Source organism: Streptomyces sp. NPDC039736 (assembly GCF_055596485.1).
Genome location: NZ_JBVIUQ010000002.1, coordinates 689,255 through 711,366, shown reverse-complemented (window position 1 = coordinate 711,366; position 22,112 = coordinate 689,255). Strand labels below are relative to the sequence as shown.

Genomic DNA, 22,112 nt, shown 5'->3' with positions numbered 1-22,112 from the left:
GCGGTTCCGCGCGGCGGAGCAGCGAGCAGCCGCCGACCCGCCCCCGGAGCCCCTCAGCGGGCGCGGCCCGTCGCCGTGCCCTTGACCGCGTCCAGCGCGTACACGCAGCGGTCCTTGCTGCAGGCGTAGACGATTCCGGCCTCCGCCACCGGTGAGCCGGTGATCTCGCCGCCCGTCTTGAGCTTCCAGCGGAGCTGGCCGCCGACCGCGTCCACCGTGTAGAGGCAGTGGTCCGCCGACCCGAAGTGGACCCGCCCGTCGGCCACCACCGGCGCCCCGACCAGCTCGCCGCCGGCCGCGAAGCGCCACTTGGGCGTGCCGGTGACCGCGTCCAGCGTGTAGAGCGCGCTGCCGCTGCCCACGTGCACGTGGCCGGAGGCCACCAGCACCGGTTCCGTGGACTGGCGGGACTCGGTCGCGATCCGCCACCGGTCCTTGCCGGTCGACGCGTCCAGCGCGTACACCGTGCCGAGGTAGTCGGCGAGGTAGACGCCGCCGCCGGTGACCGCCGGGCCCGGCGCGAAGGCGGGCGGGGAGAGGAAGACCGCCGGCGCCTCGAAGTGCCAGCGGACGTGCCCGGAGTCCTGGGCGATGGCCAGCACCCGGGTCCCGGCGGAGACGTACACGTAACCGTCCTCCGCCGAGGTGACGCGCACCGGCACGTTCCCGCAGGAGGCCGCGTCGCCGACCGGGTACGTCCAACGCTCCACGCCGGAACGGGAGTCGAGGGCGCGCAGCCGGGCGTCCTGCCACACGAACACGGTGTCGCCGTGCACGTCGGGCCCCGCCTCCGGGGTCTCGAAGTCGGTCTGCGCCCCGGTGATCTCCCACAGCTTCTGCCCGTTGGACGCCTCCCAAGCCTGCACGCCGCCGCCCCGCGTCCCGGTCACGACGGTGCCCCGCGCGGCCTTCAGCGAGTACACCCAGGCGTCGCTCTGGAGCCGCCAGCGCTCCGCCCCGTCCGCCGCGTCCAGCGCGTACAGCGTCGGCCCGTCGGAGGCGTGGATGCGGCCGCCGGAGACGGCCATCGCCCAGGCGACGTCCCGCGTCTTGAACTGGCGGCGGCCGGACGCGACGTCCAGCGCGTGCACCTCGAAGGACGTGACGTACACCAGGTCGCCCGCGACCGCCGGGGTCCCCCACACGTCGTTCGACATGCGGAAGCGCCACGGCCGCCACCCGCTGGGCGACGGCCCCTCGGGCGGCTGCGGGGGCACGACGGCGGGCGCGGGCGGCGCCCCGTTCACGGCGGCCCCGCCGGGCGCGCGCACCCAGCCGGTGGCGGACTCGGCCACGGCGGCGGTGGCCGCCCCGCGCCCGTCGGCCACCCGGGGCCCCGGCCCGATCGGCACCTTCGCCCCGGCGAGCCTGACCGGTCCGTCGGCGCGGGAGGGCGGCGGGGCCTGCCCGGTGCGCGGGTCGGGGTACGGGTCGCGCGGGTGCGGCGTGTACGGGGGCGGGCCCGGCGGGAGCGGCGGCGGCGCGGGCCGCTGCGGCGCCGGCACGACGGGGGCGGCCGGGGTGACGCGGCCGCCGCCGCGGCGCTGCTCGATCATCGCGGTGGCCCGCTGGGGCAGCCACGCCGACGCGGTGCCGGAGTCGTCGCCGCCGGAGGAGAAGAGGTGCGGGGCGAGCTGGGCCTGGAGGTCGGCGGGGCTGGGCCGCAGGGCGGCCTCCATGCCCATGCAGGACTCGATCAGCGGACGCAGTTCGTCCGGGAGCCCTTCCAGGTCGGGGCCCTCGCGCAGCAGCATGAACACGGTCTCGACGGGGTTCGCCCCGTGGAAGGGGGCATGCCCGGTCGCCGCGAAGACCAGGGTCGAGCCGAGCGAGAAGATGTCGCTGGCCCCGGTGACGCCGCGGGAGTCGCGGGCCTGTTCGGGCGACATGTACGCGGGGGTGCCGACGGCGACGTTGGTCATGGTCAGCCGGGTGTTGGAGACACCGGACGCGATGCCGAAGTCGATGACCCGCGGCCCGTCCTCGACGACCAGGACGTTGGACGGCTTCAGGTCGCGGTGGACCAGGCCCGCGCCGTGGATGGACTGGAGGGCCTCGGCGATGCCGGCGGCCAGCCAGCGCACCGCGTTCGCGGGCATGGGCCCGCACTCGTTCACTATTTCCTCGAGCGAGGGCGCGGGGACGTACGCCGTCGCCAGCCACGGGACGGCCGCCCGGGGGTCGGCGTCGACCACGGCCGCCGTGTAGAAGCCGGACACGGCGCGCGCCGCCTCGACCTCACGCGTGAAGCGGACCCGGAACAACTGGTCCTCGGCGAGTTCCGTCCGCACGGTCTTGATCGCCACCCGGCGACCCGACGCGGAACGCGCCAGATAGACGAGCCCCATCCCGCCGGCCCCGAGCCGTCCGAGGACCTCGAACGGGCCGATCCGCCGCGGGTCGTGCTGCGTCAGCTGCTCCACTTGCCTGCCACCTCCCCGTACCAGGCCGCGAAACACAGCCCCGGGGGCATTCTTCCTGCCGGAGGCGGCCGTGGCTAACCCGGGGCCGGAATGGAATGTTTCCCCCCATTTCGTACACATCTGGTGGGGATTCCGGTCGCAAGCGGAGGCGGAACGACCGCCCCGTCACTCCTCGGGTTCGGCCAGCACCGCGAAGACCGCTCCCTGATTGTCGGCCAGGACCGCCATCCGTCCGTACGGAACGTCGCTGGGGGGCTGGGTGACCCGGCCGCCGAGCCGGGTGGCCGCCGCCGCGGTCTCGTCGCAGTCCTCGACCATGAAGTACGAGAGGAAGTGGGCCGGCAGCTCCGCGGGCAGCGCGTCCGTGATGACGGCCCGTCCGCCGACGGCGGTGTCGTCGCCCGGCTCGGTCCCGGCGGGCGACCAGGTGCGGAAGGGCACACCGGCCGCTTCGTCCGTCAGCTCGGGCAGGTCCCGTGCGCCGAAGCCGAAGACCTCCTCGTAGAAGGCGTCGACGCGCTCCACGTCGGCCTCGCGGACATAGGCCTCGGTCCAGCAGAAGGCGCCGGGCGCCGCCGCCCGCTCGAAACCGGGGTGGCTGCCGCCCTGCCAGACGCCGAAGACCGCGCCGCCGGGGTCGGCGATCTGCGCCATCGTGCCGTACGGGCCGACGGGCATCGCGTCCATGACGATCTGGCCGCCCGCCGCGCGGGCCCGGGCCACCAGGGCGGCGGCGTCCGGGGTGGCGAAGTAGACGCCCCAGGCGGTGGGCATGCGGCCGTCGGTCTTGGCGGCGAGCGCGGCCACGTTCGCGCGGTCCTCGCCCTCGCCGACGTACGCCTGCGTGTAGGAGCCGTACGCCCTGTCCGCGGGCTCGCCGAAGGTCCAGCCGAACAGACCGCCGTAGAAGCGCCGGCCCGCCTCGACGTCGGGCAGCGCCACATCGATCCAGCAGGGCACACCTTCAGCGAATGCGGTCATGGACCGATCCTTCCCGCTTGGGGAGATCCCCGCTCGGAGATATCCACCGACGTTGTCCACAGGCTGTTGATAACACTATTGGAGGACACCTGTGGACGCCCTGCCAGGTACCGCCATTCGAAGTCCCCGGCCCCTCGTGCCCCCCGGCGGCCGCCCCTACCGCCCCGTCAACTCCGGCCAAGTCTGGCCGGAAACCCATTTGCACTCGCCGAATCGCGCTCCGATCACCCCTCGGTAAGCTGACGGCATGACAGGACAAGTACGCACCGTCGACGGCCGCGTGGCCGGTCGACGCGGTCAGGCGACGCGGCAGAAGCTGCTCGACTGCCTCAGTGAAATGCTCAGCTCGTCCCCCTACCGGGACGTCAAAGTCATCGACGTGGCCCGCAAGGCCGGAACCTCGCCCGCCACCTTCTACCAGTACTTCCCCGACGTCGAGGGCGCCGTCCTCGAGATCGCGGAGGAGATGGCGAAGGAGGGTGCGGGACTGACCGACCTCGTCGCCGGGCGCTCGTGGGTCGGCAGGGCCGGGGCGCAGACCGCCGAGCAACTCGTGGACGGGTTCCTCGACTTCTGGCGGAAGAACGACGCGATCCTGCGGGTCGTCGACCTCGGTGCGGCGGAGGGCGACAAGCGGTTCTACAAGATCCGCATGAAGATCCTGAACTCCGTCACCAACTCCCTGACGGAGACGGTGAAGGACCTCCAGGCGAAGGGCAAGGTCGACAAGGACGTGTCGCCCGCGGCGATGGCCGGCTCGCTCGTCGCGATGCTCGCGGCCGTGGCCTCGCACCAGAAGGGCTTCACGACCTGGGGCGTCAAGCAGACGGAACTCCGCCCGAACCTCGCACAGTTGGTCCACCTGGGCATCACAGGGAAAAAGCCCGCAAAGTAGCCCCATCCGCACCGGACGAACCCCCACCAAGTCCTGTCACCCGATGGCGGACCACGCATGTGGTCCGCCATCGGCGTATCCGCGGACGGGTCGGCATGTCCGTGCGCCGGCCGGCGTGTCCGCGCGCCGGTCCGGGCGGGGTTCAGCGCCGCTCGATCCGGAACAGCCGGATCTCCCGCTCGATCCGCTGCTGGTACGCCGCGTACGGCGGCCAGAACCGCAGCACCGCCTGCCACGCGGCCGCCCGCTCCTCCCCCGCGAGCAGCCGGGCCCGCACCGGCACCTCCTGCCCCTGCCAGTGCACGGACACCTCCGGGTGGGCCAGCAGGTTGCCGGTCCAGGCGGGGTGCCCCGGACGGCCGAAGTTGGACCCGATGAGGATCCAGGTCCCCCGGTCCGGCTCCGGCATGCAGGCCAGCGGGGTGTGCCGCGGCTGCCCGGTCCTGGCACCGCGGGCGTGCAGGACCACCCCCGGGAGCAGCCGGGTGCTCAGCATCGTCCGGCCCCCGCTGAGCCGGTGGACGGCGCGGTCCACGGCGGGGATGAGGAGGGGGGCGACGCGGGCGAAGGCACGGGTGGCGGAGACTCTCTGGACCAGCTTCGTGCCGAAGGCCCCGCGCGCCGCCGGGCCGGTCCGCTTGCCCAGTCGCTTGCCCGACCGCTTGCCGGGCCCCGCGCCGGGCCCCGCGCCGGACACCCCTTCGTCGGTCGCGGCCATCACACGGCCTCCTTCGCCCCGGCCGTTCCGGCAGCCCCGGTCGTTCCGACCTCCCTGGCACCCCCGGCCGCCCCGCCTGCCTCCGTCGCCCCGCCGTCGCCGGTACGGCCGAACAGCCCCGCCGTCTCCACCGCCCACGCCCGCAGCCGCTCGACCGGCCCGAACAGCAGTTCGTCGCCCGCCGCCCTCGCGAAACACGCCCGCGCCTCGCCGGACCCGCCGTCGCCGCCCCGCATGGCCTCCGTCGCGGCGGTGCGGAGCGCCTCCAGCCCCTGCGCGAGGGCGAGCGGGGCGTTGCCCGCGTCAGCCGGCTGCCAGACGGTGCGGTACGCGGCCGAGCGCGCCGCCTGCACCGCCGCGTACACCTCGGCGAACCGGGCCCGCCCGCCGTCCCCGGCGGCGGTCCGCCCCAGGAGCCGTTCGGCGGCCCCGGCCGCCTCCACCGCGAGAACGGCGGCGGCGCTGCGCCCGACCGCGCCGAGCGCCTGCGCGACCCCCGCCCCGCTGCCCAGCAACTCCGCCTCCGCGTCGCGCAGTTGCAGCGTGCCCTGCGGGCGTGCCCCCTCCGCCGCCGTCCGCCGTACGCGCGTCGGCCCGACCGCGTCCTTCGCCCGTACGAGAAAGAGCAGTGCCCGCCCCCGGGCGAAGCCCCCGGTGTGCGCGGCCACCAGGAGCAGGTCGGCGCTGTGCCCGTCGAGCACCTGTTCGGCCTGCCCGTACAGCACCCATCCCCGCTCGCCCCGCCGCGCCTGCACGCCACCGGAACGGCCGCCTCCGGCCCAGCCGCCCCCCGCGTTGTCCCCCGTCAGCCCGAGTGCGACGGAGAGCGCGCCGGCCGGGACGGCGAGCGCGGCACCGCTGCGACCGGCCGCGAGGTCCGGCAGGAGGGCGGCGCGCTGCTCCTCGGAGCCGAGGGCGGCGACGAGCGGTGCGGCCAGCACGGCGGTCGCGAGCAGCGGCGGGGCGAGCGGCACCCGCTCCAGCCCCGCGGCGAGCTGCCGCCAGAGTTCCCGGAGGCGCTCTCCGCCGACCCCCTCGCCGCTCGGGCCCCCCGTGACGAGCAGTTCGGTCAGCGTACGGCGGATCGCGTCCTGCTCCGCGGTGAAGGCGGCATCCATCCGGTGTGCTCCTTCCCTGAATCTGACGGGGCGTCATGCTAGAGCGCGGTCGCGCGGATGCCCATAGCCGAAGCCGCCCCAATCGGCCTGCTCCGATGCGAACTTGCTGATCTGATGTACCGTCAGTTTCATGTCATCCACGCCTCGAAGGACCCCCCGGGCCGGGACTCGCAAGGTCGCTGTCGCCGGTGTCGCGCTCGCCGACTGCGGCCGGGTGGACGACGCCACCCCCTACGCGCTGCACGCCCAGGCGGCCCGCCGGGCGCTCGCGGACGCGGGCCTGGACCGCACGGTGATCGACGGGTTCGCCTCGGCCGGACTCGGCACGCTCGCGCCGGTCGAGGTCGCCGAGTACCTGGGCCTGCGCCCGCGCTGGGTGGACTCGACGTCGGTGGGCGGCGCGACGTGGGAAGTCATGGCCGCACACGCCGTCGACGCCATTTCCGCGGGTCACGCCGGTGCCGTACTCCTCGTCTACGGTTCGACGGCGCGCGCCGACCTCAAGGCGGGCCGGCGCACCTCGAACCTCTCGTTCGGCGCCCGGGGCCCGTTGCAGTTCGAGGCGCCGTACGGGCACACGCTGGTCGCGAAGTACGCGATGGCCGCCCGTCGCCACATGCACGAGTACGGGACGACCCTGGAGCAGCTCGCCGAGGTGGCGGTGCAGGCGCGGGCGAACGCGGCGACGAACCCGGACGCGATGTTCCGCGACCCGCTGACGGTGGACGAGGTGCTGTCGGGCCCGATGATCGCCGACCCCTTCACCAAGCTGCACTGCTGCCTGCGCAGCGACGGGGGCTGCGCGGTGCTGCTGGTGGCGGAGGACCACGTACCGGACATGGCGAAGGAGCCGGTGTGGGTGCTGGGCACGGGCGCCTCGGTCTCGCACACGACGATGTCGGAGTGGGACGACTTCACGGTGTCCCCGGCGGCGCTGAGCGGCCGGCGGGCGTACGCGGACGCCGGGCTGTCCCCCGCCGACGTGGACCTCGCGGAGATCTACGACGCCTTCACCTACATGACCCTGGTGACGCTGGAGGACCTGGGCTTCTGCGCGAAGGGGGAGGGCGGGCCGTTCGTGGAGAAGGGCCGCCTGCTGCGGGACGGCGCGCTGCCGGTCAACACGGACGGCGGCGGGCTCTCGGCCTGCCACCCGGGGATGCGGGGTCTGTTCCTGCTCGTGGAGGCGGTACGCCAGTTGCGGGGCGAGGCGGGGGACGGCCAGGTCCGCAAGGCGGGCGGCCGCCTGCCGGAAGTGGCGCTGGCCTCGGGAACGGGCGGCTGGTTCTGCTCCTCGGGCACGGTGCTCCTGGGACGGTGACCGCCCCGGCACCGCGCCCGCCCGCACCCCCGCGCCCGGCACCCCCGGCACCACCGAGCCGCGCCCGCCGCCCCGCACCCGGCACAATCGCCCCATGACCACCGACGACCCCGCCTCCCGTGACTTCCGCGACCTCCTGCACTCCCTCCGGGTGTGGGACGGCGTCGACCTCCCCGCCCTCGACCCGGCGGCCGCCCCCGCCGCTCCCCTCCCCCTCTTCCGCGCCTGGCTGCGCGAGGCCGCCGCGGCAGGTCAGGCCGAGCCGCACGTCATGACCCTGGCCACGACGGACGCGGACGGCCGCCCCTCCGCCCGGGTCCTGACCCTGCACGACGCGGACGAGGACGGCTGGCACTTCGGCACCCACAGCACGAGCCGCAAGGGCCGTGAGCTGGCCGCCCGCCCCGACGCCGCCCTCACCTTCTACTGGCCGGTCCAGGCCCGCCAGGTCCGCGTCGAGGGGACGGTCCTCTCGGGCACCCCGGAGGCCGCGACGGCCGACCTGCACGCCCGCTCCACCGGGGCGCTCGCCGCGGCCCTCACCGGGCGGATGAGCGAAGTCCTCGCCTCCCGGGCGGAGTTGACCGAGGCGTCGGAGTCGGCCTGGGCACGCGCCGAGGCGGACCCCACCCTGTCCGCGCCGACCTGGACGCTGTACGCGCTCGTCCCCAGGGAGGTCGAGTTCTTCCAGGGCGACGCACGGCGTCAGCACGTACGACTGCGGTACCGCAGGTCGGACGACGGCTGGGTGCGCGACCTGCTGTGGCCCTGAGCGACGCGCCCGCCCTACCCGCCGCCCTCCCCGGCCATCCGGAACACGGGCACCGCGTACTCCCCCCGCACCCGGAAGGCGACCTCCAGGCCGGCCCCGATCCGCAGGGCGGACTCCGCGCAGTCCACGACCTCGGTCATCATCCGGGGCCCCTCCGCGAGGTCGACGACGGCGGCGACGTACGGGACGCGCTCGCCGAAGGGCGGGAGGTCGTTGCGGTGCACGACGGACCAGGTGTAGAGGGTGGCGCGGCCACTGGCCCGCTCCCACTGGACGTCCTCGCTCCAGCAGTACGGACAGAACTCGCGCGGGTAGTGGTGCGGGCGGGTGCACGCGGCGCAGCGGCGGACGAGCAGCCGGCCCTCGGCGGCGGCCTGCCAGTAGGGGCGGGTGAAGGCGTCGACGCCGGGATCGGCGGGGGACGGCACGGGCGTGCTCGCGCGGGTGGTCATCAGAGGAGTCCGATCGCGTGGTCGAGGGACCAGGTCTGCCAGGAGACGGCGAGGAGGGCGACGAGGGAGATGAGCGCCATCATGGCGTTCTGCCCCTGTTCGGCCCAGTCGTGGATCATCAGGACGAGGTAGAGGAGGTTGAGCAGGAGCCCGCAGACGAGCGCGACCGGAGTGAGGAAACCGGCCACGAGCCCCAGACCCAGGGCGAGTTCGGCGTACACGACGACGTACGCCATCACCTTGGGGCGAGGGGCGACGACCCGCTCGAACCCCCGCTTCACGACGGGCCACCTGTGCTTGCCCGCGACGTCGGCGGCCCAGGCGATGCCGGTGCCGCGCTCGAACCAGCCCTTCTTGTCCTTGTGCCGCCAGCTCTCCAGCCACCAGAGGCCGAGACCGATGCGGAGAACGGCGAGCCATTCGGCGCCGGTGAGCCAGATGGACTCCACGTGAACCCCTTCCCCGGGACCATTCCTGACGGTCCGTCAGTTCACCGGACGGACGCCCGCTCCGCAAGAGCCGGTACCGTCTTCCCTCGCTCCACCCCGTACCGGCGATGTGTTCCGGAGGCGGCAGGAGTCCTGTTCGACGAAGGCCGACCGTCAGAACGGAAAGGACCCCCCATGCCCGCGCGCACCGGACCGCACCGCAAGGTCGTCGCCGACGCCGTCGTCTCGATGGACGGATACACCGGCACCGGCCCCGACGACGACATGGGCTGGGCCATGGAGCACATCACCAGCGAGCAGAGCGAGATCATGTACGAGGGGATCTGGCGCGGCGTGAGCACGGCGGTCGTCGGCCGCGTCAACTGGGAGGGCTTCACCTCCGTATGGCCCGGCCTGGTCAGCGATCCGGCCAGTTCGTCCAGGGCCCGTGATCTCGGCAACTGGCTCGCCGTCGTCGACAAGGTGGTCGTCTCCACGACTCTGCGGCAGTCCGATCTCGACGAGTCGCCGTGGACCAACGCCCGGGTTTGCCGCGACCTCGAAGCCGAGGTGCGCTCCCTCAAGGCCGGGCCGGGCCGCGACATCCTCGTCCTGAACAGCGCGAGCGTCATCAAGGCGCTCCTCAGGGCCGACCTGGTCGACGAACTCTGCATGACCGTGCTCCCGAGGACCCTCGGTCACGGAGTCCGCCTGCTGCCCGACGGCCTCTCCTCGGCCTGGCGGCTCTCCCACGCCACCACCGTCCCCGCCACCGGCGCCGTCGCCCTGCGCTACCACCGTCCCTGAGGCTGTCGCGACCGCTTCCGGAAGCGGCCCCGTACCGGATCGGGAAGCGGCCCCGTGCCGGGTGCGGCGGCCCAAGTCGCCCCCGTTTTCCCGACGAAGCGCCCCGCGTGATCAATTCGCAACCCGATCCCCCACGTGACCGAGACCCGGCGACCCCGTCCCCGCCACTACGCTCACGCCCCATGCCCCCCACCGACCCCACTCGCGGCATCGCCACGACCAACGACCGCCCGGTCTACGTCATCGGCGGCGGCCCCGGCGGACTCGCCGCCGCGGCGGCCCTGCGCACCCGCGGCGTACGGGCCGTCGTCCTGGAGAGGTCCGACCGGGTCGGGGCCTCCTGGCGGGCCCACTACGACCGCCTCCACCTGCACACCACCCGCGCCCTCTCAAGCCTCCCGGGCCTGCGGATGCCGCGCTCCTTCGGCCGCTGGGTGTCGCGGGACGACGTCGTCCGGTACCTGGAGAAGTACGTCGAGCACCACGAGCTGGAGATCGTCACCGGCGTCGAGGTCCACCGGATCGAGCGCGCCGAGCGCAATCCCGGCGAGACCGCCTGGCTGCTGCACGCCAGCGGCGGCCGCGAGCTGACCGGCTCGGCGGTGGTGGTCGCCACCGGCCACAACCACACCCCGAACCTCCCCGACTGGCCGCACTCGTCCGCGTACCGGGGCGAACTCCTGCACGCCTCCGCCTACCGCAACCCGGCCCCCTACCGGGACCGGGACGTGCTGGTCGTCGGCGTCGGCAACACCGGTGCCGAGATCGCCGCCGACCTCGCCGACGGCGGCGCCTCGCGGGTACGCCTCGCGGTGCGCACGCCGCCGTACATCGTGCGCCGCTCCACCGCGGGCTGGCCCGCCCAGCGCACGGGCATCCTGGTGCGCAGGCTTCCCGTGCCGCTGGTCGACAGGGCGGGCGACCTGGTCTGCCGCGTCTCCGTCCCGGACCTCTCCGCACAGGGCCTGCCGCGCCCGTCCCACGGCCTGTACTCCCGCGTGAAACAGGGCGCGATACCCGTCCAGGACGTCGGCCTGGTCGCCGCGGTCCGCGCCGGACGGGTCGAACCGGTCGCCGCGCTCGACTCCTTCGACGAGGACTCGGGCGACGCGGTGCTCGCCGACGGCACGCGTCTGGCGCCGGACGCGATCATCGCCGCGACCGGCTACCGCCGCGCCCTGGAGCCCCTGGTCGGCCACCTCGGCGTACTGGACGCCGACGGCCGCCCCACCGTCCACGGCGCGCGTACGTCCCCCGAGGCGCCGGCCCTGCACTTCACGGGCTTCACGAACCCCATCTCGGGCATGTTCCGCGAAATGGCCCTCGACGCGGAACGCATCGCCCGCGCCCTCGCCCGCCCGGCGAAGCGCCGCTGAAGCGCGGCCCCCGGCTCCGGCGCGGGACGGACGCCTGTTGGTCCTGTTCCCCAACCGGGCTGCCCGGCGGCCCACTTGACACCTACCCTCGGTCGTACGGCGGACCGCGTGCCCGCCGTACGGCGGCCGGCGCGAGACGAGGAGCGGCATGACGATTCTGGTGACGGGTGCGACGGGGAACCTCGGGCGGCTCGTGGTCGGGCGGCTGCACGAGGACGGTCGTACGGTACGGGCCCTGACGCGCGATCCGGCCGACGCGGCCGGCCTCCCCGACGGCGTCGAGGTGGCGGAGGGCGACCTCACCCGGCCGGACACCCTGGCCGCCGCCCTCGACGGGGTCACCGCCCTGCACCTCCTCGGGGCCACCGGGCACGACCACACGCCCCTCACCACCGGGGTGGAGATCCTGGACCTCGCCGCCGGGGCGGGTGTGCGGCGACTGACGGTCCTGGCGGCCGGTGACGGCGCCTGGGGCAAGGCGGTGCGGGCGAGCCCCCTGGAGTGGACCTTCGTCTGGCCGATCGACTTCATGTCCAACGCCCTGGGCTGGGCGGACGTGATCCGCGCGGAGGGCGAGGTCCGCGAGCCGTACGCCGCGCGCCGCACCGCGTCCGCCGACGAGCGCGATGTCGCCGAGGTCGTCGCGGCGATCCTGACCGGCGGCGGTCACGCCGGTCAGCGGCTGGTCGTGACGGGTCCGGAAGCCCTCACCCCCGCCGACAAGGTGGCGGCCATCGCCGCCGCCACCGGCCAGGACCTGCGCTTCACGGAGCTGACCGACGACGAGGCGCGGGCGCAGTGGCGTGCGGAGGGCTGGCCGGAGGAGGGCATCGAGTTCATGCTCCGCATGTGGGCCACCGTGCCGGAATCCGTGGCCCGCACGACCACCGCCGTCCAGGACGTGCTGGGCCGGCCGCCCCGCTCCTTCGCGGACTGGGCCGCGGAGCACGCGGCGGACTTCCGCCCCTGAGAGGTCCCGCCTCCGCCGCAACACGTCTGCTCGCCGGTCGAGTTGCCGGTCCGGCGGCGGGAAAAACAGGCCGGTCCCAACCGGTGCGCCCGCCCGGACCGTGGGGCATGATCTCCGCACGGTGTTGTCCGGCAACGCGAGAGGGGCCGCAAGTGACCGCTGAAACTGGGTGGCAGGACTTGTCCCTGGGGCTCTTCCGACGCCTCCGGGCCGAGCTGGTCCGGTCCGTCGACGGCCTCGACGACGCGGCCCTCCTGTGGGCCCCCTCCCCCGGCGCCAACCCCATCGGCTGGCTGGTCTGGCACGTGGCCCGTGCACAGGACCGGGACCTGTCCGAGGTCATGGCGGCCGAGCAGCTCTGGCTGACCGACGGCTGGGCGGACCACTTCCACCTCCCCGCCGACGCCCGCGACACCGGCCACGGGCACTCGCCCGCGCAGGCGGCCGCCTTCCGCGCCCCCGGGGCCGCGGACCTCCTCGCCTACCAGGCCGCCGTGCACGACCGCGCCGAGCGCTACCTCGCGGACGCCCCCGCCGGTGATCCGGCCCGCGTCGTGACCAGCCCCACCCTGCGCGACGACCACACCGTGCAGGAACGCCTCCAGGGGCTCCTCACCGACTCCCTCGCCCACGTCGGCCAGATCGCGCTGCTGCGCGGCCTCCTGCCCGGCCGGCTTCCCGCCCGGGGCGGAAACCGGCCGAGCGACATCCCGCACCCGTCGGGGCCCGCCGCCCCGAACGGCCTCGCCCGGCCCGCGTCGTCCCGCACCTCTTCCCGTACCGTCTCCCGCACCTCCTCCCGCCAGCGCGCCTAGGCCGGCCCCGGCTCCCGGCCGGTGCCGCGGACGTGCAGCCGAGAGCTGCCGACCGGCGCCGGCTCCGCGCTGCCCGGCACCGGCCCGCGCATCCGTCCGTGCACCGTCCCGCACCCCCGTCCACGCATCCGTCCGCGCCCCCGCCCGCACATCGGTCCGCACGCCCCCCCTCCTCGTTCCGCGCCGCCAAGTGAACCGACCTCTCCCGCCCTGTTCCTGACGGACCGTCAATTCAGTAATCTGACACAGCGTCAGTGAACTGCCATTCCGGTCTCCGAACAACGAGCAGGAGCGGGCTCAGCGATGCTTGGATCAACACACGGCACCCTCACCTCCGGTCTCCGCGCCCGCGTCGTCGCCTGCGGGGACGACGCCCGGTCCGCCTCCGTCCACGGCACGACCGCCGCCGCGACCAGGGCCCCGGGCGCGTCCGCCCCGGTCGACGCCGCCGTCGCCGCCTGCGGAGCCGCTGCCGCCACCGCCGCCGACCTGGACGTCAGCGGGCGCCCGCTGTACGCCCCGGTCCCGGACCTGGACCGGTTCTTCCGCCCCGAGTCCGTCGCCGTCGTCGGCGCCTCCGACACCGAGGGCCGGCCCCACACCGGCATCACCCGTCAGCTCCTGGCCTGGGCCGGGCGCGTGGGGGCCCGCCTGCACCCCGTGCACCCGAGCCGGGAGTCGGTGTTCGGGCTGCCCTGTGTGCCCTCCGTCGCCGATCTGCCCGAGCAGGTCGATCTCGCTGTGCTCCTCGTACGGGACCCCCTTCCGCTCATTGATCAACTGGCCGACGCCAAGGTCAGGTTCGCCGTCGCCTTCGCCTCCGGTTTCGCCGAGACCGGTGCGGACGGGGCCGCCGCCCAGGCCCGCCTGGCCGCCGCCGTCGCCGCCACCGAGTCGGGGCTGCGCCTGCTCGGTCCCAACACCAACCTCAACGCCTTCGAGGAGTTCCGGGACGACCTGGAAGGCCCCGCCATCGCCCTCATCACCCAGTCCGGCCACCAGGGCCGCCCTGTCTTCTCCCTCCAGCAGATCGGGGTACGGCTCTCCCACTGGGCCCCCACCGGCAACGAGGCCGACCTGGAGACCGCCGACTTCATCTCCTACTTCTCCACGCGACCCGAGGTCGGCGCGATCGCCGCCTACATCGAGGGGCTGAAGGACGGCCGCTCCTTCCTCCTCGCCGCCGACCGCGCCGCCCGCGCCGGCGTGCCCGTGGTCGCCGTCAAGGTCGGCCGCACCGAGACCGGGGCGCGTACCGCCGCCTCCCACACCGGGAAGCTGACCGGCGCCGACGACGTGGTGGACGCGGCGATGCGGCAGTTCGGCGTGATCCGGGTGGACGGGCTCGACGAGCTCCAGGACACCGCCGCCCTGCTGGCGCGCGCCCGCAGGCCCCGGGCCGACGGCGTCGTCGTGTATTCGATCTCGGGCGGAACGGGCGCGCACTTCGCGGACCTGGCGACGGCGGCGGGGCTCGGCCTGCCGACGCTGAGCGACGCCAAGCAGGCGGAGCTGCACACCTGGATACCCGAGTACCTGAACGTCGCCAACCCCGTCGACAACGGAGGCCATCCGGTCGGCGACGAGCGCGGCCGGAAGATCATCGACGCGATTCTCGCCGACCCCTCGGTCGGCGTGCTCATCTGCCCGATCACCGGGCCCTTCCCGCCCATGAGCGACAGGCTCGCCCAGGACCTGGTGGACGCCGCCGAGGCGACGGACAAGCTGGTGTGCGTGGTGTGGGGGTCGCCGGTGGGCACCGAGGCCGCCTACCGCGAGACCCTGCTCGGGTCCTCCCGGCTGGCCACCTTCCGCACCTTCGGCAACTGCATCACCGCCGTCCGCGCCTACCTCGGCCACCACCGCTTCACGGCCTCCTACCGCTCCCCCTTCGACGAGGCGCCGCGCACCCCGTCGCCCTCGTTCCGCAAGGCGCAGGCACTGATGCGCCCGGGCCAGCAGCTCAGCGAGCACGCGGCGAAGCAGTTGCTGCGGGCGTACGGCATCCGCGTACCGCGCGAGCAGCTCGTGACCAGCGCGGCGGCGGCGGTGCGCTCGGCCGCGCAGGTCGGCTACCCCGTCGTGATGAAGGCCTCCGGACCGCAGCTCGCCCACAAGACCGAACTCGGCCTGGTGAAGGTCGGGCTGACCTCGGCCAGCCAGGTCCGGGACGCCTACCGGGAGCTGACCGACATCGCCGCGTACGAGAACGTCCCGCTGGACGGCATCCTGGTCTGCCAGATGGTCGCGCGGGGCGTGGAGATGGTCGTCGGCGCGGGCCGCGACGCGCTCTTCGGCCCCACGGTCACGGTCGGCCTCGGCGGCGTGCTCGTGGAGGTCCTCGGGGACGCCGCCGTGCGCGTGCCGCCCTTCGGGGAGCCGGACGCGCGCGCGATGCTCGGCGAACTGCGGGGGCACGCCCTGCTGGCCGGGGTCCGGGGGGCGCCCCCGGCGGACGTGGACGCGCTCGTCGAGGTGATCCTCCGCGTCCAGCGGATGGCCCTGGAACTCGGCGACGAGCTCAGCGAGCTGGACATCAACCCGCTGATGGTCCTCCCCCGGGGACAGGGCGCCGTGGCTCTCGACGCACTGGCCGTCTGCCGCTGACGGACGACGTGCCGGCGACGGGTCGCCCGCAGCCGACGGGCCCCCCGCCCTTGACGGGCCGCGCGCCGGCGACCGGCAGCCCGCCACCGACGAGCCCGCTGCCGTCGACGGGCTTACCACCGGCGGCGGGCCCCCCGTCGGCGGAGGGAACCCCACCACCGAGCCGCCCACCGCCGACGGACCGCGAGCCGCCGACGGGCAACCCGCCGCCGGCCAGCCCCGCGCCGCCGACGCCTCGGAAACCACGTCCCGCACCCCCCTGGCCACGCCCCGCCCCCCGAACTGGAGCCCTGCACCCATGACGCCCCCCTCCTCGTCCTCGGACCCGTCGGACAGTTCGTCACTCTCCGTAGATCAATTGGTACTCCACGCCACTGACAACGCGGTCTCCTGGATCACCCTCAACCGCCCCGCCGCCCTGAACGCCCTCACCCGGGACCAGCGGGAACGCGTCATCGCCCTGCTCGGCGAGGCCTCCGCCGACCCCGGCGTCCGGGCGGTCGTCGTCACCGCCACCGGCAAGGGCTTCTGCGCGGGCGCGGACCTGCGGGGCAACGGCCCGGCCGCCCCCGCGCACGACCGTGTCCCCGGCGACGTCGCCCGGACGATCCGGCTCGGCGCGCAGCGCCTGATCACGGCCGTGCTCGACTGCGAGAAACCGGTGATCGCCGCCGTGAACGGCACCGCGGCGGGCATCGGGGCCCACCTCGCGCTCGCCTGCGACCTGGTCGTGGCGGCCGAAGAGGCAAAATTCATCGAGGTGTTCGTCCGGCGCGGCCTCGTCCCGGACGGCGGCGGCGCCTATCTCCTGCCCCGGCTGATCGGCCCCCAGCGGGCCAAGGAGCTCATGTTCTTCGGCGACGCGCTGCCCGCCGCCGACGCCGAGCGCCTGGGCCTGGTCAACCGGGTCGTGCCGGCCGGCGAGCTGGAGAAGACCGCCCGCGCCTGGGCCGAGCGGCTCGCCGCCGGGCCCACCCGGGCCATCGCCCTGACCAAGCAGCTCGTGAACGCGTCCCTCGACTCCGACCGCACCGCCGCCCTGGCCGCCGAGGCCGCCGCCCAGGAGATCAACATGACCACCGCCGACGCCAACGAGGGCGTCGCCAGCTTCGTCGAACGCCGCACCCCGCGCTACCGGGGCCTGTGACCGCAGGCCCGTACGCCTTCCCATCTGACGACCCGTCAGCTTCAATGGAAGGGTGATGGGACACGCAGGGATGGCGGCCACCGCCGTCCGATACCTCAGGTCCGTCGGCGCCGCCACGGCCGCCGAGCCGCAGGCAGTCCACACGCTGCCCCGCCCCGATCTGCGCGCCGTCGGACCGGACGAACGGCTTCCGCTGGACCCGGCCGAATTCCGTCGCGTGCTGGGGAACTTCGCGAGCGGCGTCACCGTTGTCACGTCACCGGGCAGTCCTCCCGCCGGATTCGCCTGCCAGTCCTTCGCGTCGCTGTCGCTGGACCCGCCGCTGGTCGTCTTCATGGTGGCCCGTACGTCGACGACCTGGCCCCGCATCGCCCGCGCCGGGGTCTTCTGCGTCAACGTCCTGGGCGCGCACCAGGGCAAGCTGTGCCGTGCCTTCGCCCGCAGCGGCACGGACAAGTTCGCGGGCGTGGCGTACGACGCCGCGCCCGTGACCGGCTCGCCCCGGCTGGCCGGGGCGCCGGCCTGGATCGACTGCGCGATCCAGACCGTGCACACGGGCGGCGACCACCTGGTCGTCGTCGGCCGCGTCGAAGCGCTGGACGCGAGCGCCCCGGACGCCCCGGGGAGCGCCCCGCTGCTCTACCACCGGGGCGCGTTCGGCACCTTCAGCGGATAGCGGCCGGGCGCGGCCCCGTCACGCCGTCCCCGCCGCCACGGGCGTGCCGCCCGGACCCGCCGCCGGCCGCTTGCGGATGACGAGCGCCATCAGCGCGGCCATCGCGCAGAGCGCCCCCGACGCGTACCAGACCACGTCGTACGACCCGAAGACGTCGCGCGCGACCCCGCCGAGGAACGCCACCAGCGCCGCTCCCACCTGGTGGGATGCCAGCACCCAGCCGAAGACGATCGCGCTGTCCTCGCCGAAGTACTCGCGGCACAGCGCGATCGTCGGCGGCACGGTCGCCACCCAGTCCAGGCCGTAGAAGACGATGAACAGCACCATCGGCGGGTGGACGGACGGGGCGAGCAGGAGGGGCAGGAAGAGCAGCGAGACACCGCGCAGCGTGTAGTAGACCGCGAGCAGGCGGCGGGCCTCGAAGCGGTCGGTGAACCAGCCGGAGGCGATCGTTCCGATCACGTCGAAGACACCGATCACCGCGAGCAGTCCGGCAGCCATCGGGATCGGCATGTGGTGGTCGTGCGCCGCCGGTACGAAGTGGGTCTTGACCAGGCCGTTCGTGGACGCCCCGCAGATCGCGAAGGTGCCGGCGAGCAGCCAGAAGGGGCCGGTGCGGGCCGCCGAGAGCAGGACGGTCACCGCGCGCCGGGCGGCCCCGCGCTGCGGCACCGGCTTCGGGACGACCTCCGTCGCACCGTACGGCGCGAGCCCCACGTCCGCCGGGTGGTCGCGCAGCAGCAGCCAGACGAACGGCACCACGGCCAGCGCCGCGAGCGCCACGGTGATCGAGGCGGGCTGCCAGCGGTAGGTGTCCACCATCCACGCCAGCAGCGGCAGGAAGACGAGCTGGCCGGAGGCCCCGGCGGCCGTCAGGATGCCGGTGACCAGCCCGCGCCTGGCCACGAACCACCGGTTGGTGACGGTCGCCGCGAAGGCCAGCGCCATCGAGCCGCTGCCCAGGCCGACCAGCACGCCCCAGTACAGGACGAGTTGCCAGGCCGCCGTCATCGTGACGGTGAGCGCCGCGCCGACGGCGATGACGGTGAGGGCGCAGGCCACCACCCGCCGGATGCCGAACCGGTCCATCAGCGCCGCGGCGAAGGGCGCGGTGAGCCCGTACAGCGCGAGATTGACCGAGACCGCGAAGCCGATCGTGCCGCGGGACCAGCCGAAGTCGCGGTGCAGCGGTTCGATCAGCAGACCCGGCAGGGACGCGAAACCGGCCGCGCCGATGATCGTCACGAAGGCGACGGCCGCGACGAACCAGGCGCGGTGGACGCGGGGCCGACGGGGCCCGTGGGACGGGATGGGCTCAGTGGGGAGCGGCTCGGAGGGCCGTACCGGAGGTGTCGTCTGGGTCACGGGAACAGCTTCCGGGAGGCGCTCACCGCGATCGAGTGGCCCGGAGGACAGCATTCGCTACGATCGGGCCATGCCCGCGACAGACGAAACCCCGAAGCGCCACCGCGTCGCCGTCCTCGCCCTGCCCGGGGTCATCCCCTTCGAGCTCGGCATCCCGCACCGGATCTTCGGACGGGCCTACGACGAGAGCGGATCGCCGCTGTACGAGGTCGTGACCTTCGGCACCGGGCCCGGTCAAGTGCTGGGCACCCAGGCCGACTTCAAGCTGTACGTCGAACACGGCCCGGAAGTGCTGGCCGGGGCGGACACGGTGATGGTCCCGGCCGCGTACGAACCCGCCCTGCTGTACCGCGAGGGGCGGCTGCCCGACGAGGTGGCCGAGGTCCTCCGCCAGGTGCGCCCGGGGACGCGGCTCGCGTCGATCTGCACCGGCGGGTACGTCCTGGCCGCCGCCGGCCTCCTCGACGGACGGCCCGCGACCACGCACTGGCACTGGGCGGAGCACTTCCAGCGGCTGTTTCCGGCGGTGCGGGTCGACCCCGAGGTGCTGTACGTCGACGACGGCGACGTGCTGACCTCGGCAGGGGTCGCGGCGGGCATCGACCTGTGCGTGCACATGGTGCGCCGGGACTTCGGGGCGGCCGTCGCCAACGACGTGGCACGGCGCAGCGTGGTGCCGCCGCACCGGGACGGGGGCCAGTCGCAGTACATCCGCCGTCCGGTGCCGGAACCGCAGTTGGCGACCACGACGGCGGCCCGGGCGTGGGCGCTGGGGCATCTGCACGAGCCGATCCAGCTCCGGGACATGGCCGAGCAGGAGGCCATGTCGGTACGGACCTTCACGCGGCGGTTCCGCGAGGAGGTGGGGGTGAGCCCGGGGCAGTGGCTGGCGCAGCAGCGGGTGGAGCGGGCGCGGCACCTGCTGGAGTCCAGCGACCTGTCGATGGAGGGGGTGGCCAGGGAGGCGGGTTTCGGGACGGCGCAGTCGATGCGGGGGCACGTGCAGGCGGCGCTGGGTGTCTCACCGACGGTCTACCGGCGCACCTTCCGCACGGGGCGAAGCGCCTGACCCCTGGGCGCGACGTCCCGCACGGGGCGAAACGCCTGACCCCTGGGCGCGACGTCCCGCACGGGGCGAAACGCCCGCCCCCTGGCGTACGACGTCCCGCACACGACCCCGGCTCCCCCCTCCCCGGGCCCCCTCCCGCCCGTTCAGAACGTCAGCACCCCGCGCGCCACCCTCCCCCGCCCGGCGTCCGCCGCCGCCTTCGCGAAGTCCTCCACCGGGTAGGTCGCGGTCACCAACTCGTCCAGCAGCAGCCGCCCCTGGCGGTACAGCTCCGCGTACCGCGGAATGTCGCGCTGCGGCCGCGAGGACCCGTACCGGCAGCCCAGAATGGACTTGTCGAGGAACATCGCGGCGGGCAGGAAGGTCGCCTCGTCGGTCGGCGCGGTCATGCCGAGCAGGACCGCCTGACCGTGCCGGTCCAGGAGGTCGATCGCGCTGCGCACCAAGGACGTCCGGCCGACGCACTCGAAGACGTGGTCCGCGCCCGTCGGCAGCACGTCGCGCACCGCGTCCGTCGACGTCAGGAACTCCGTCGCGCCGAAGAGGCGGGCGGAGGTCTCCTTCGCCGGGTTGGTGTCGACCGCGACGATGCGCGACGCGCCCGCGACGCGCGCGCCCTGGATGACGTTCAGGCCGATGCCGCCGGTGCCGATGACCACGACCGTGTCCCCGAGCGCCACCCGCGCCCGGTTGAGGACCGCGCCCACCCCCGTCACCACGCCGCAGCCCATCAGCGCGGCGGAGGTCAGCGGAATGTCGGCCGGAATCCTGATCGCCTGGACCGCCTTCACCAAGGTCCGCTCGGCGAAGGCGGAGTTGGCGGCGAACTGGTACAGCGGGCGCCCGCCCCGCGAGAACGGCTGCCCCGGCAGCCCGATCGCCTTGCGGCACATCGTCGGCCGCCCCCGGTCGCACTCCCCGCACACCCCGCAGCCCGCGAGCGTGGAGAGCGCGACGTGGTCGCCGGGGGCGACGTGCGTGACGCCCGCGCCGACCGCCTCCACCACCCCCGCGCCCTCGTGGCCGAGCACCACCGGCACCGGGAACGGAATGGTCCCGTCGATCACCGAGAGGTCGCTGTGGCACAGGCCCGCCGCCCGGATCCCGACCAGCACCTCGCCGGGGCCCGGGTCCCGGATCTCCAGGTCGTCCACCACTTCGGCCCGTTCGCCGTCGAAGACGACCGCCCTCATCGTGTTGCCCCTTCGCCGCCCGCCGCCTGCGGCCGTTCCTTCTTCGCCGCCGCCTCGCGCATCGCCGCCAACTGCGCCAGCATCGGCATCGGGTCCGTGCCCACCGTCCCGGGCAGGAAGTCCGCGATCGACTCCGGCGTCCAGGAGCCCGCGGCCGCGTAGCCCGCACGCAGCTCGCGGGGCTGCGCCCACACCGCGATCTTGGGCCCGGCGACCGTGTAGACCTGCCCGGTGATGCCCTCGGCGCGGGCCCGTTCGGAGAGGAGGTAGACGACGAGTGCCGCCACGTCCTCGGGCTCGCCGATCTCCTTCAGTTCCATGGGCACGTTCGCGGACATGCGGGTACGGGCCACGGGCGCGACCGCGTTCGCCGTCACCCCGTACCGGTGCAGGCCGAGCGCCGCGCTGCGCACCAGCGAGATGATGCCGCCCTTGGCCGCGCTGTAGTTGGCCTGGGAGACGCTGCCCTGGTGGTTGCCGCTGGTGAAGCCGACGAGGGCGCCCGAGCCCTGGGTGCGCATCACGGCGGAGGCGGCCCGGAAGAGGGTGAAGGTGCCTTTCAGGTGGGTGGCGACGACGGGGTCCCACTCCGCCTCCGACATGTTGAAGAGCATCCGCTCGCGCAGGATTCCGGCGACGCAGACGACGCCGTCGACACGTCCGTACCGGGCCAGCGCGGTGTCCACCACCCGCTGCCCGCCCGCCATGGTGGAGATGTCGTCCGCGACGGCGACCGCCTCCCCGCCCGCCGCCTCGATCTCCTTGACCACCGCCGCCGCGACCTCGCTCGTCGGCTCCGCGCCCGCCACGGAGACGCCGTAGTCGTTGACGACCACCCGCGCGCCCTCGGCCGCGCACGCCAGCGCCACCGCCCGCCCGATCCCGCGCCCCGCTCCGGTCACCGCTATGACCTTGCCGGCCAAGAAGTTCCCCATCACCACGCCTTCCCAAGGTTTCTGACGGACCGTTAGATTTTAGG

20 protein-coding genes are annotated in these 22,112 nt (G+C 74.3%); 11 read left to right on the top strand and 9 right to left on the bottom strand.

Annotation, left to right across the window (positions count from 1 at the left end):
• Positions 1-53 precede the first annotated feature (53 nt).
• Both afsK and ACZ56L_RS08255 read right to left on the bottom strand, forming a co-directional pair.
• A complete protein-coding gene (gene afsK / locus ACZ56L_RS08260; RefSeq protein ID WP_471062568.1) occupies positions 54-2,423 on the bottom strand; it encodes a protein serine/threonine kinase AfsK in 2,370 nt (789 codons plus the stop codon).
• A gap of 165 nt (positions 2,424-2,588) precedes the next feature.
• Entirely contained in the window at positions 2,589-3,404 is an 816-nt protein-coding gene (locus tag ACZ56L_RS08255; RefSeq protein WP_468686904.1) for a VOC family protein, read from the bottom strand.
• Between the two features lie 247 nt (positions 3,405-3,651).
• On the opposite strand from ACZ56L_RS08255, the gene ACZ56L_RS08250 reads away from it, so the two are divergent.
• A complete protein-coding gene (locus tag ACZ56L_RS08250) occupies positions 3,652-4,299 on the top strand; it encodes a TetR family transcriptional regulator (RefSeq protein WP_345221842.1) in 648 nt (215 codons plus the stop codon).
• 142 nt (positions 4,300-4,441) lie between these two features.
• Here the strand turns inward: ACZ56L_RS08250 and ACZ56L_RS08245 are convergent, their stop codons facing one another.
• Together ACZ56L_RS08245 and ACZ56L_RS08240 are read right to left on the bottom strand one after the other, a co-directional pair.
• Positions 4,442-5,017, bottom strand: a complete 576-nt coding sequence (locus ACZ56L_RS08245) for a nitroreductase family deazaflavin-dependent oxidoreductase (RefSeq protein WP_468686898.1) — start codon at positions 5,015-5,017, stop codon at positions 4,442-4,444.
• A complete protein-coding gene (locus ACZ56L_RS08240; RefSeq protein WP_471062565.1) occupies positions 5,017-6,135 on the bottom strand; it encodes an acyl-CoA dehydrogenase family protein in 1,119 nt (372 codons plus the stop codon). Before ACZ56L_RS08240 ends, ACZ56L_RS08245 begins: the two co-directional genes overlap by 1 nt.
• 130 nt (positions 6,136-6,265) lie before the next feature.
• Here ACZ56L_RS08240 and ACZ56L_RS08235 point away from each other — a divergent pair, with 130 nt between their 5' ends.
• Entirely contained in the window at positions 6,266-7,456 is a 1,191-nt protein-coding gene (locus ACZ56L_RS08235) for a thiolase C-terminal domain-containing protein (protein WP_471062563.1), read from the top strand.
• Positions 7,457-7,550: 94 nt separating this feature from the next.
• The gene (locus ACZ56L_RS08230; RefSeq protein ID WP_471062561.1) at positions 7,551-8,228 is read left to right on the top strand and encodes a pyridoxine/pyridoxamine 5'-phosphate oxidase; all 678 of its coding nucleotides are present in this window, start codon (positions 7,551-7,553) and stop codon (positions 8,226-8,228) included.
• 14 nt (positions 8,229-8,242) lie between these two features.
• On the opposite strand, the gene ACZ56L_RS08225 is transcribed toward ACZ56L_RS08230, so the two are convergent.
• Both ACZ56L_RS08225 and ACZ56L_RS08220 read right to left on the bottom strand, forming a co-directional pair.
• Entirely contained in the window at positions 8,243-8,680 is a 438-nt protein-coding gene (locus tag ACZ56L_RS08225) for a Zn-ribbon domain-containing OB-fold protein (protein ID WP_345221831.1), read from the bottom strand.
• The gene (locus ACZ56L_RS08220; RefSeq protein ID WP_345221829.1) at positions 8,680-9,129 is read right to left on the bottom strand and encodes a DoxX family protein; all 450 of its coding nucleotides are present in this window, start codon (positions 9,127-9,129) and stop codon (positions 8,680-8,682) included. Before ACZ56L_RS08220 ends, ACZ56L_RS08225 begins: the two co-directional genes overlap by 1 nt.
• A 174-nt stretch (positions 9,130-9,303) precedes the next feature.
• On the opposite strand from ACZ56L_RS08220, the gene ACZ56L_RS08215 reads away from it, so the two are divergent.
• The 7 genes from ACZ56L_RS08215 to ACZ56L_RS08185 all read left to right on the top strand — a co-directional run bounded on the left by ACZ56L_RS08215 (position 9,304) and on the right by ACZ56L_RS08185 (position 17,506).
• Complete coding sequence (locus ACZ56L_RS08215) at positions 9,304-9,915, top strand: dihydrofolate reductase family protein (RefSeq protein WP_471062559.1); 612 nt, start codon at positions 9,304-9,306, stop codon at positions 9,913-9,915.
• 182 nt (positions 9,916-10,097) lie between these two features.
• Positions 10,098-11,291: a flavin-containing monooxygenase gene (locus ACZ56L_RS08210; RefSeq protein WP_471062557.1), complete on the top strand. Its 1,194-nt coding sequence runs from the start codon at positions 10,098-10,100 to the stop codon at positions 11,289-11,291.
• A gap of 148 nt (positions 11,292-11,439) precedes the next feature.
• The gene (locus tag ACZ56L_RS08205; protein ID WP_471062555.1) at positions 11,440-12,261 is read left to right on the top strand and encodes an NmrA family NAD(P)-binding protein; all 822 of its coding nucleotides are present in this window, start codon (positions 11,440-11,442) and stop codon (positions 12,259-12,261) included.
• A gap of 152 nt (positions 12,262-12,413) precedes the next feature.
• On the top strand, positions 12,414-13,076 hold the full coding sequence (locus ACZ56L_RS08200) for a DinB family protein (protein ID WP_471062553.1): 663 nt from the start codon (positions 12,414-12,416) through the stop codon (positions 13,074-13,076).
• A gap of 303 nt (positions 13,077-13,379) precedes the next feature.
• Positions 13,380-15,683, top strand: a complete 2,304-nt coding sequence (locus ACZ56L_RS08195; protein ID WP_471062551.1) for an acetate--CoA ligase family protein — start codon at positions 13,380-13,382, stop codon at positions 15,681-15,683.
• Between the two features lie 298 nt (positions 15,684-15,981).
• Positions 15,982-16,830 (top strand): enoyl-CoA hydratase/isomerase family protein, encoded by an 849-nt coding sequence (locus ACZ56L_RS08190; protein WP_468686866.1) that lies wholly within the window; start codon positions 15,982-15,984, stop codon positions 16,828-16,830.
• A 55-nt stretch (positions 16,831-16,885) separates the two neighbouring features.
• Positions 16,886-17,506, top strand: coding sequence for a flavin reductase family protein (locus tag ACZ56L_RS08185; protein ID WP_468686862.1), 621 nt, complete (start codon positions 16,886-16,888; stop codon positions 17,504-17,506).
• 18 nt (positions 17,507-17,524) lie between these two features.
• Here the strand turns inward: ACZ56L_RS08185 and ACZ56L_RS08180 are convergent, their stop codons facing one another.
• Positions 17,525-18,925: an MFS transporter gene (locus ACZ56L_RS08180; protein WP_468686858.1), complete on the bottom strand. Its 1,401-nt coding sequence runs from the start codon at positions 18,923-18,925 to the stop codon at positions 17,525-17,527.
• 16 nt (positions 18,926-18,941) lie between these two features.
• Between ACZ56L_RS08180 and ACZ56L_RS08175 the strand changes: the two genes are divergently transcribed.
• Positions 18,942-19,940, top strand: a complete 999-nt coding sequence (locus ACZ56L_RS08175; RefSeq protein WP_345221811.1) for a GlxA family transcriptional regulator — start codon at positions 18,942-18,944, stop codon at positions 19,938-19,940.
• Between the two features lie 143 nt (positions 19,941-20,083).
• Here the strand turns inward: ACZ56L_RS08175 and ACZ56L_RS08170 are convergent, their stop codons facing one another.
• Both ACZ56L_RS08170 and ACZ56L_RS08165 read right to left on the bottom strand, forming a co-directional pair.
• Positions 20,084-21,133: a Zn-dependent alcohol dehydrogenase gene (locus ACZ56L_RS08170; RefSeq protein ID WP_468686853.1), complete on the bottom strand. Its 1,050-nt coding sequence runs from the start codon at positions 21,131-21,133 to the stop codon at positions 20,084-20,086.
• Positions 21,130-22,068: an SDR family NAD(P)-dependent oxidoreductase gene (locus ACZ56L_RS08165; protein ID WP_468686850.1), complete on the bottom strand. Its 939-nt coding sequence runs from the start codon at positions 22,066-22,068 to the stop codon at positions 21,130-21,132. The genes ACZ56L_RS08170 and ACZ56L_RS08165 overlap by 4 nt, the downstream gene beginning before the upstream one ends.
• Between the last annotated feature and the right edge of the window lie 44 nt (positions 22,069-22,112).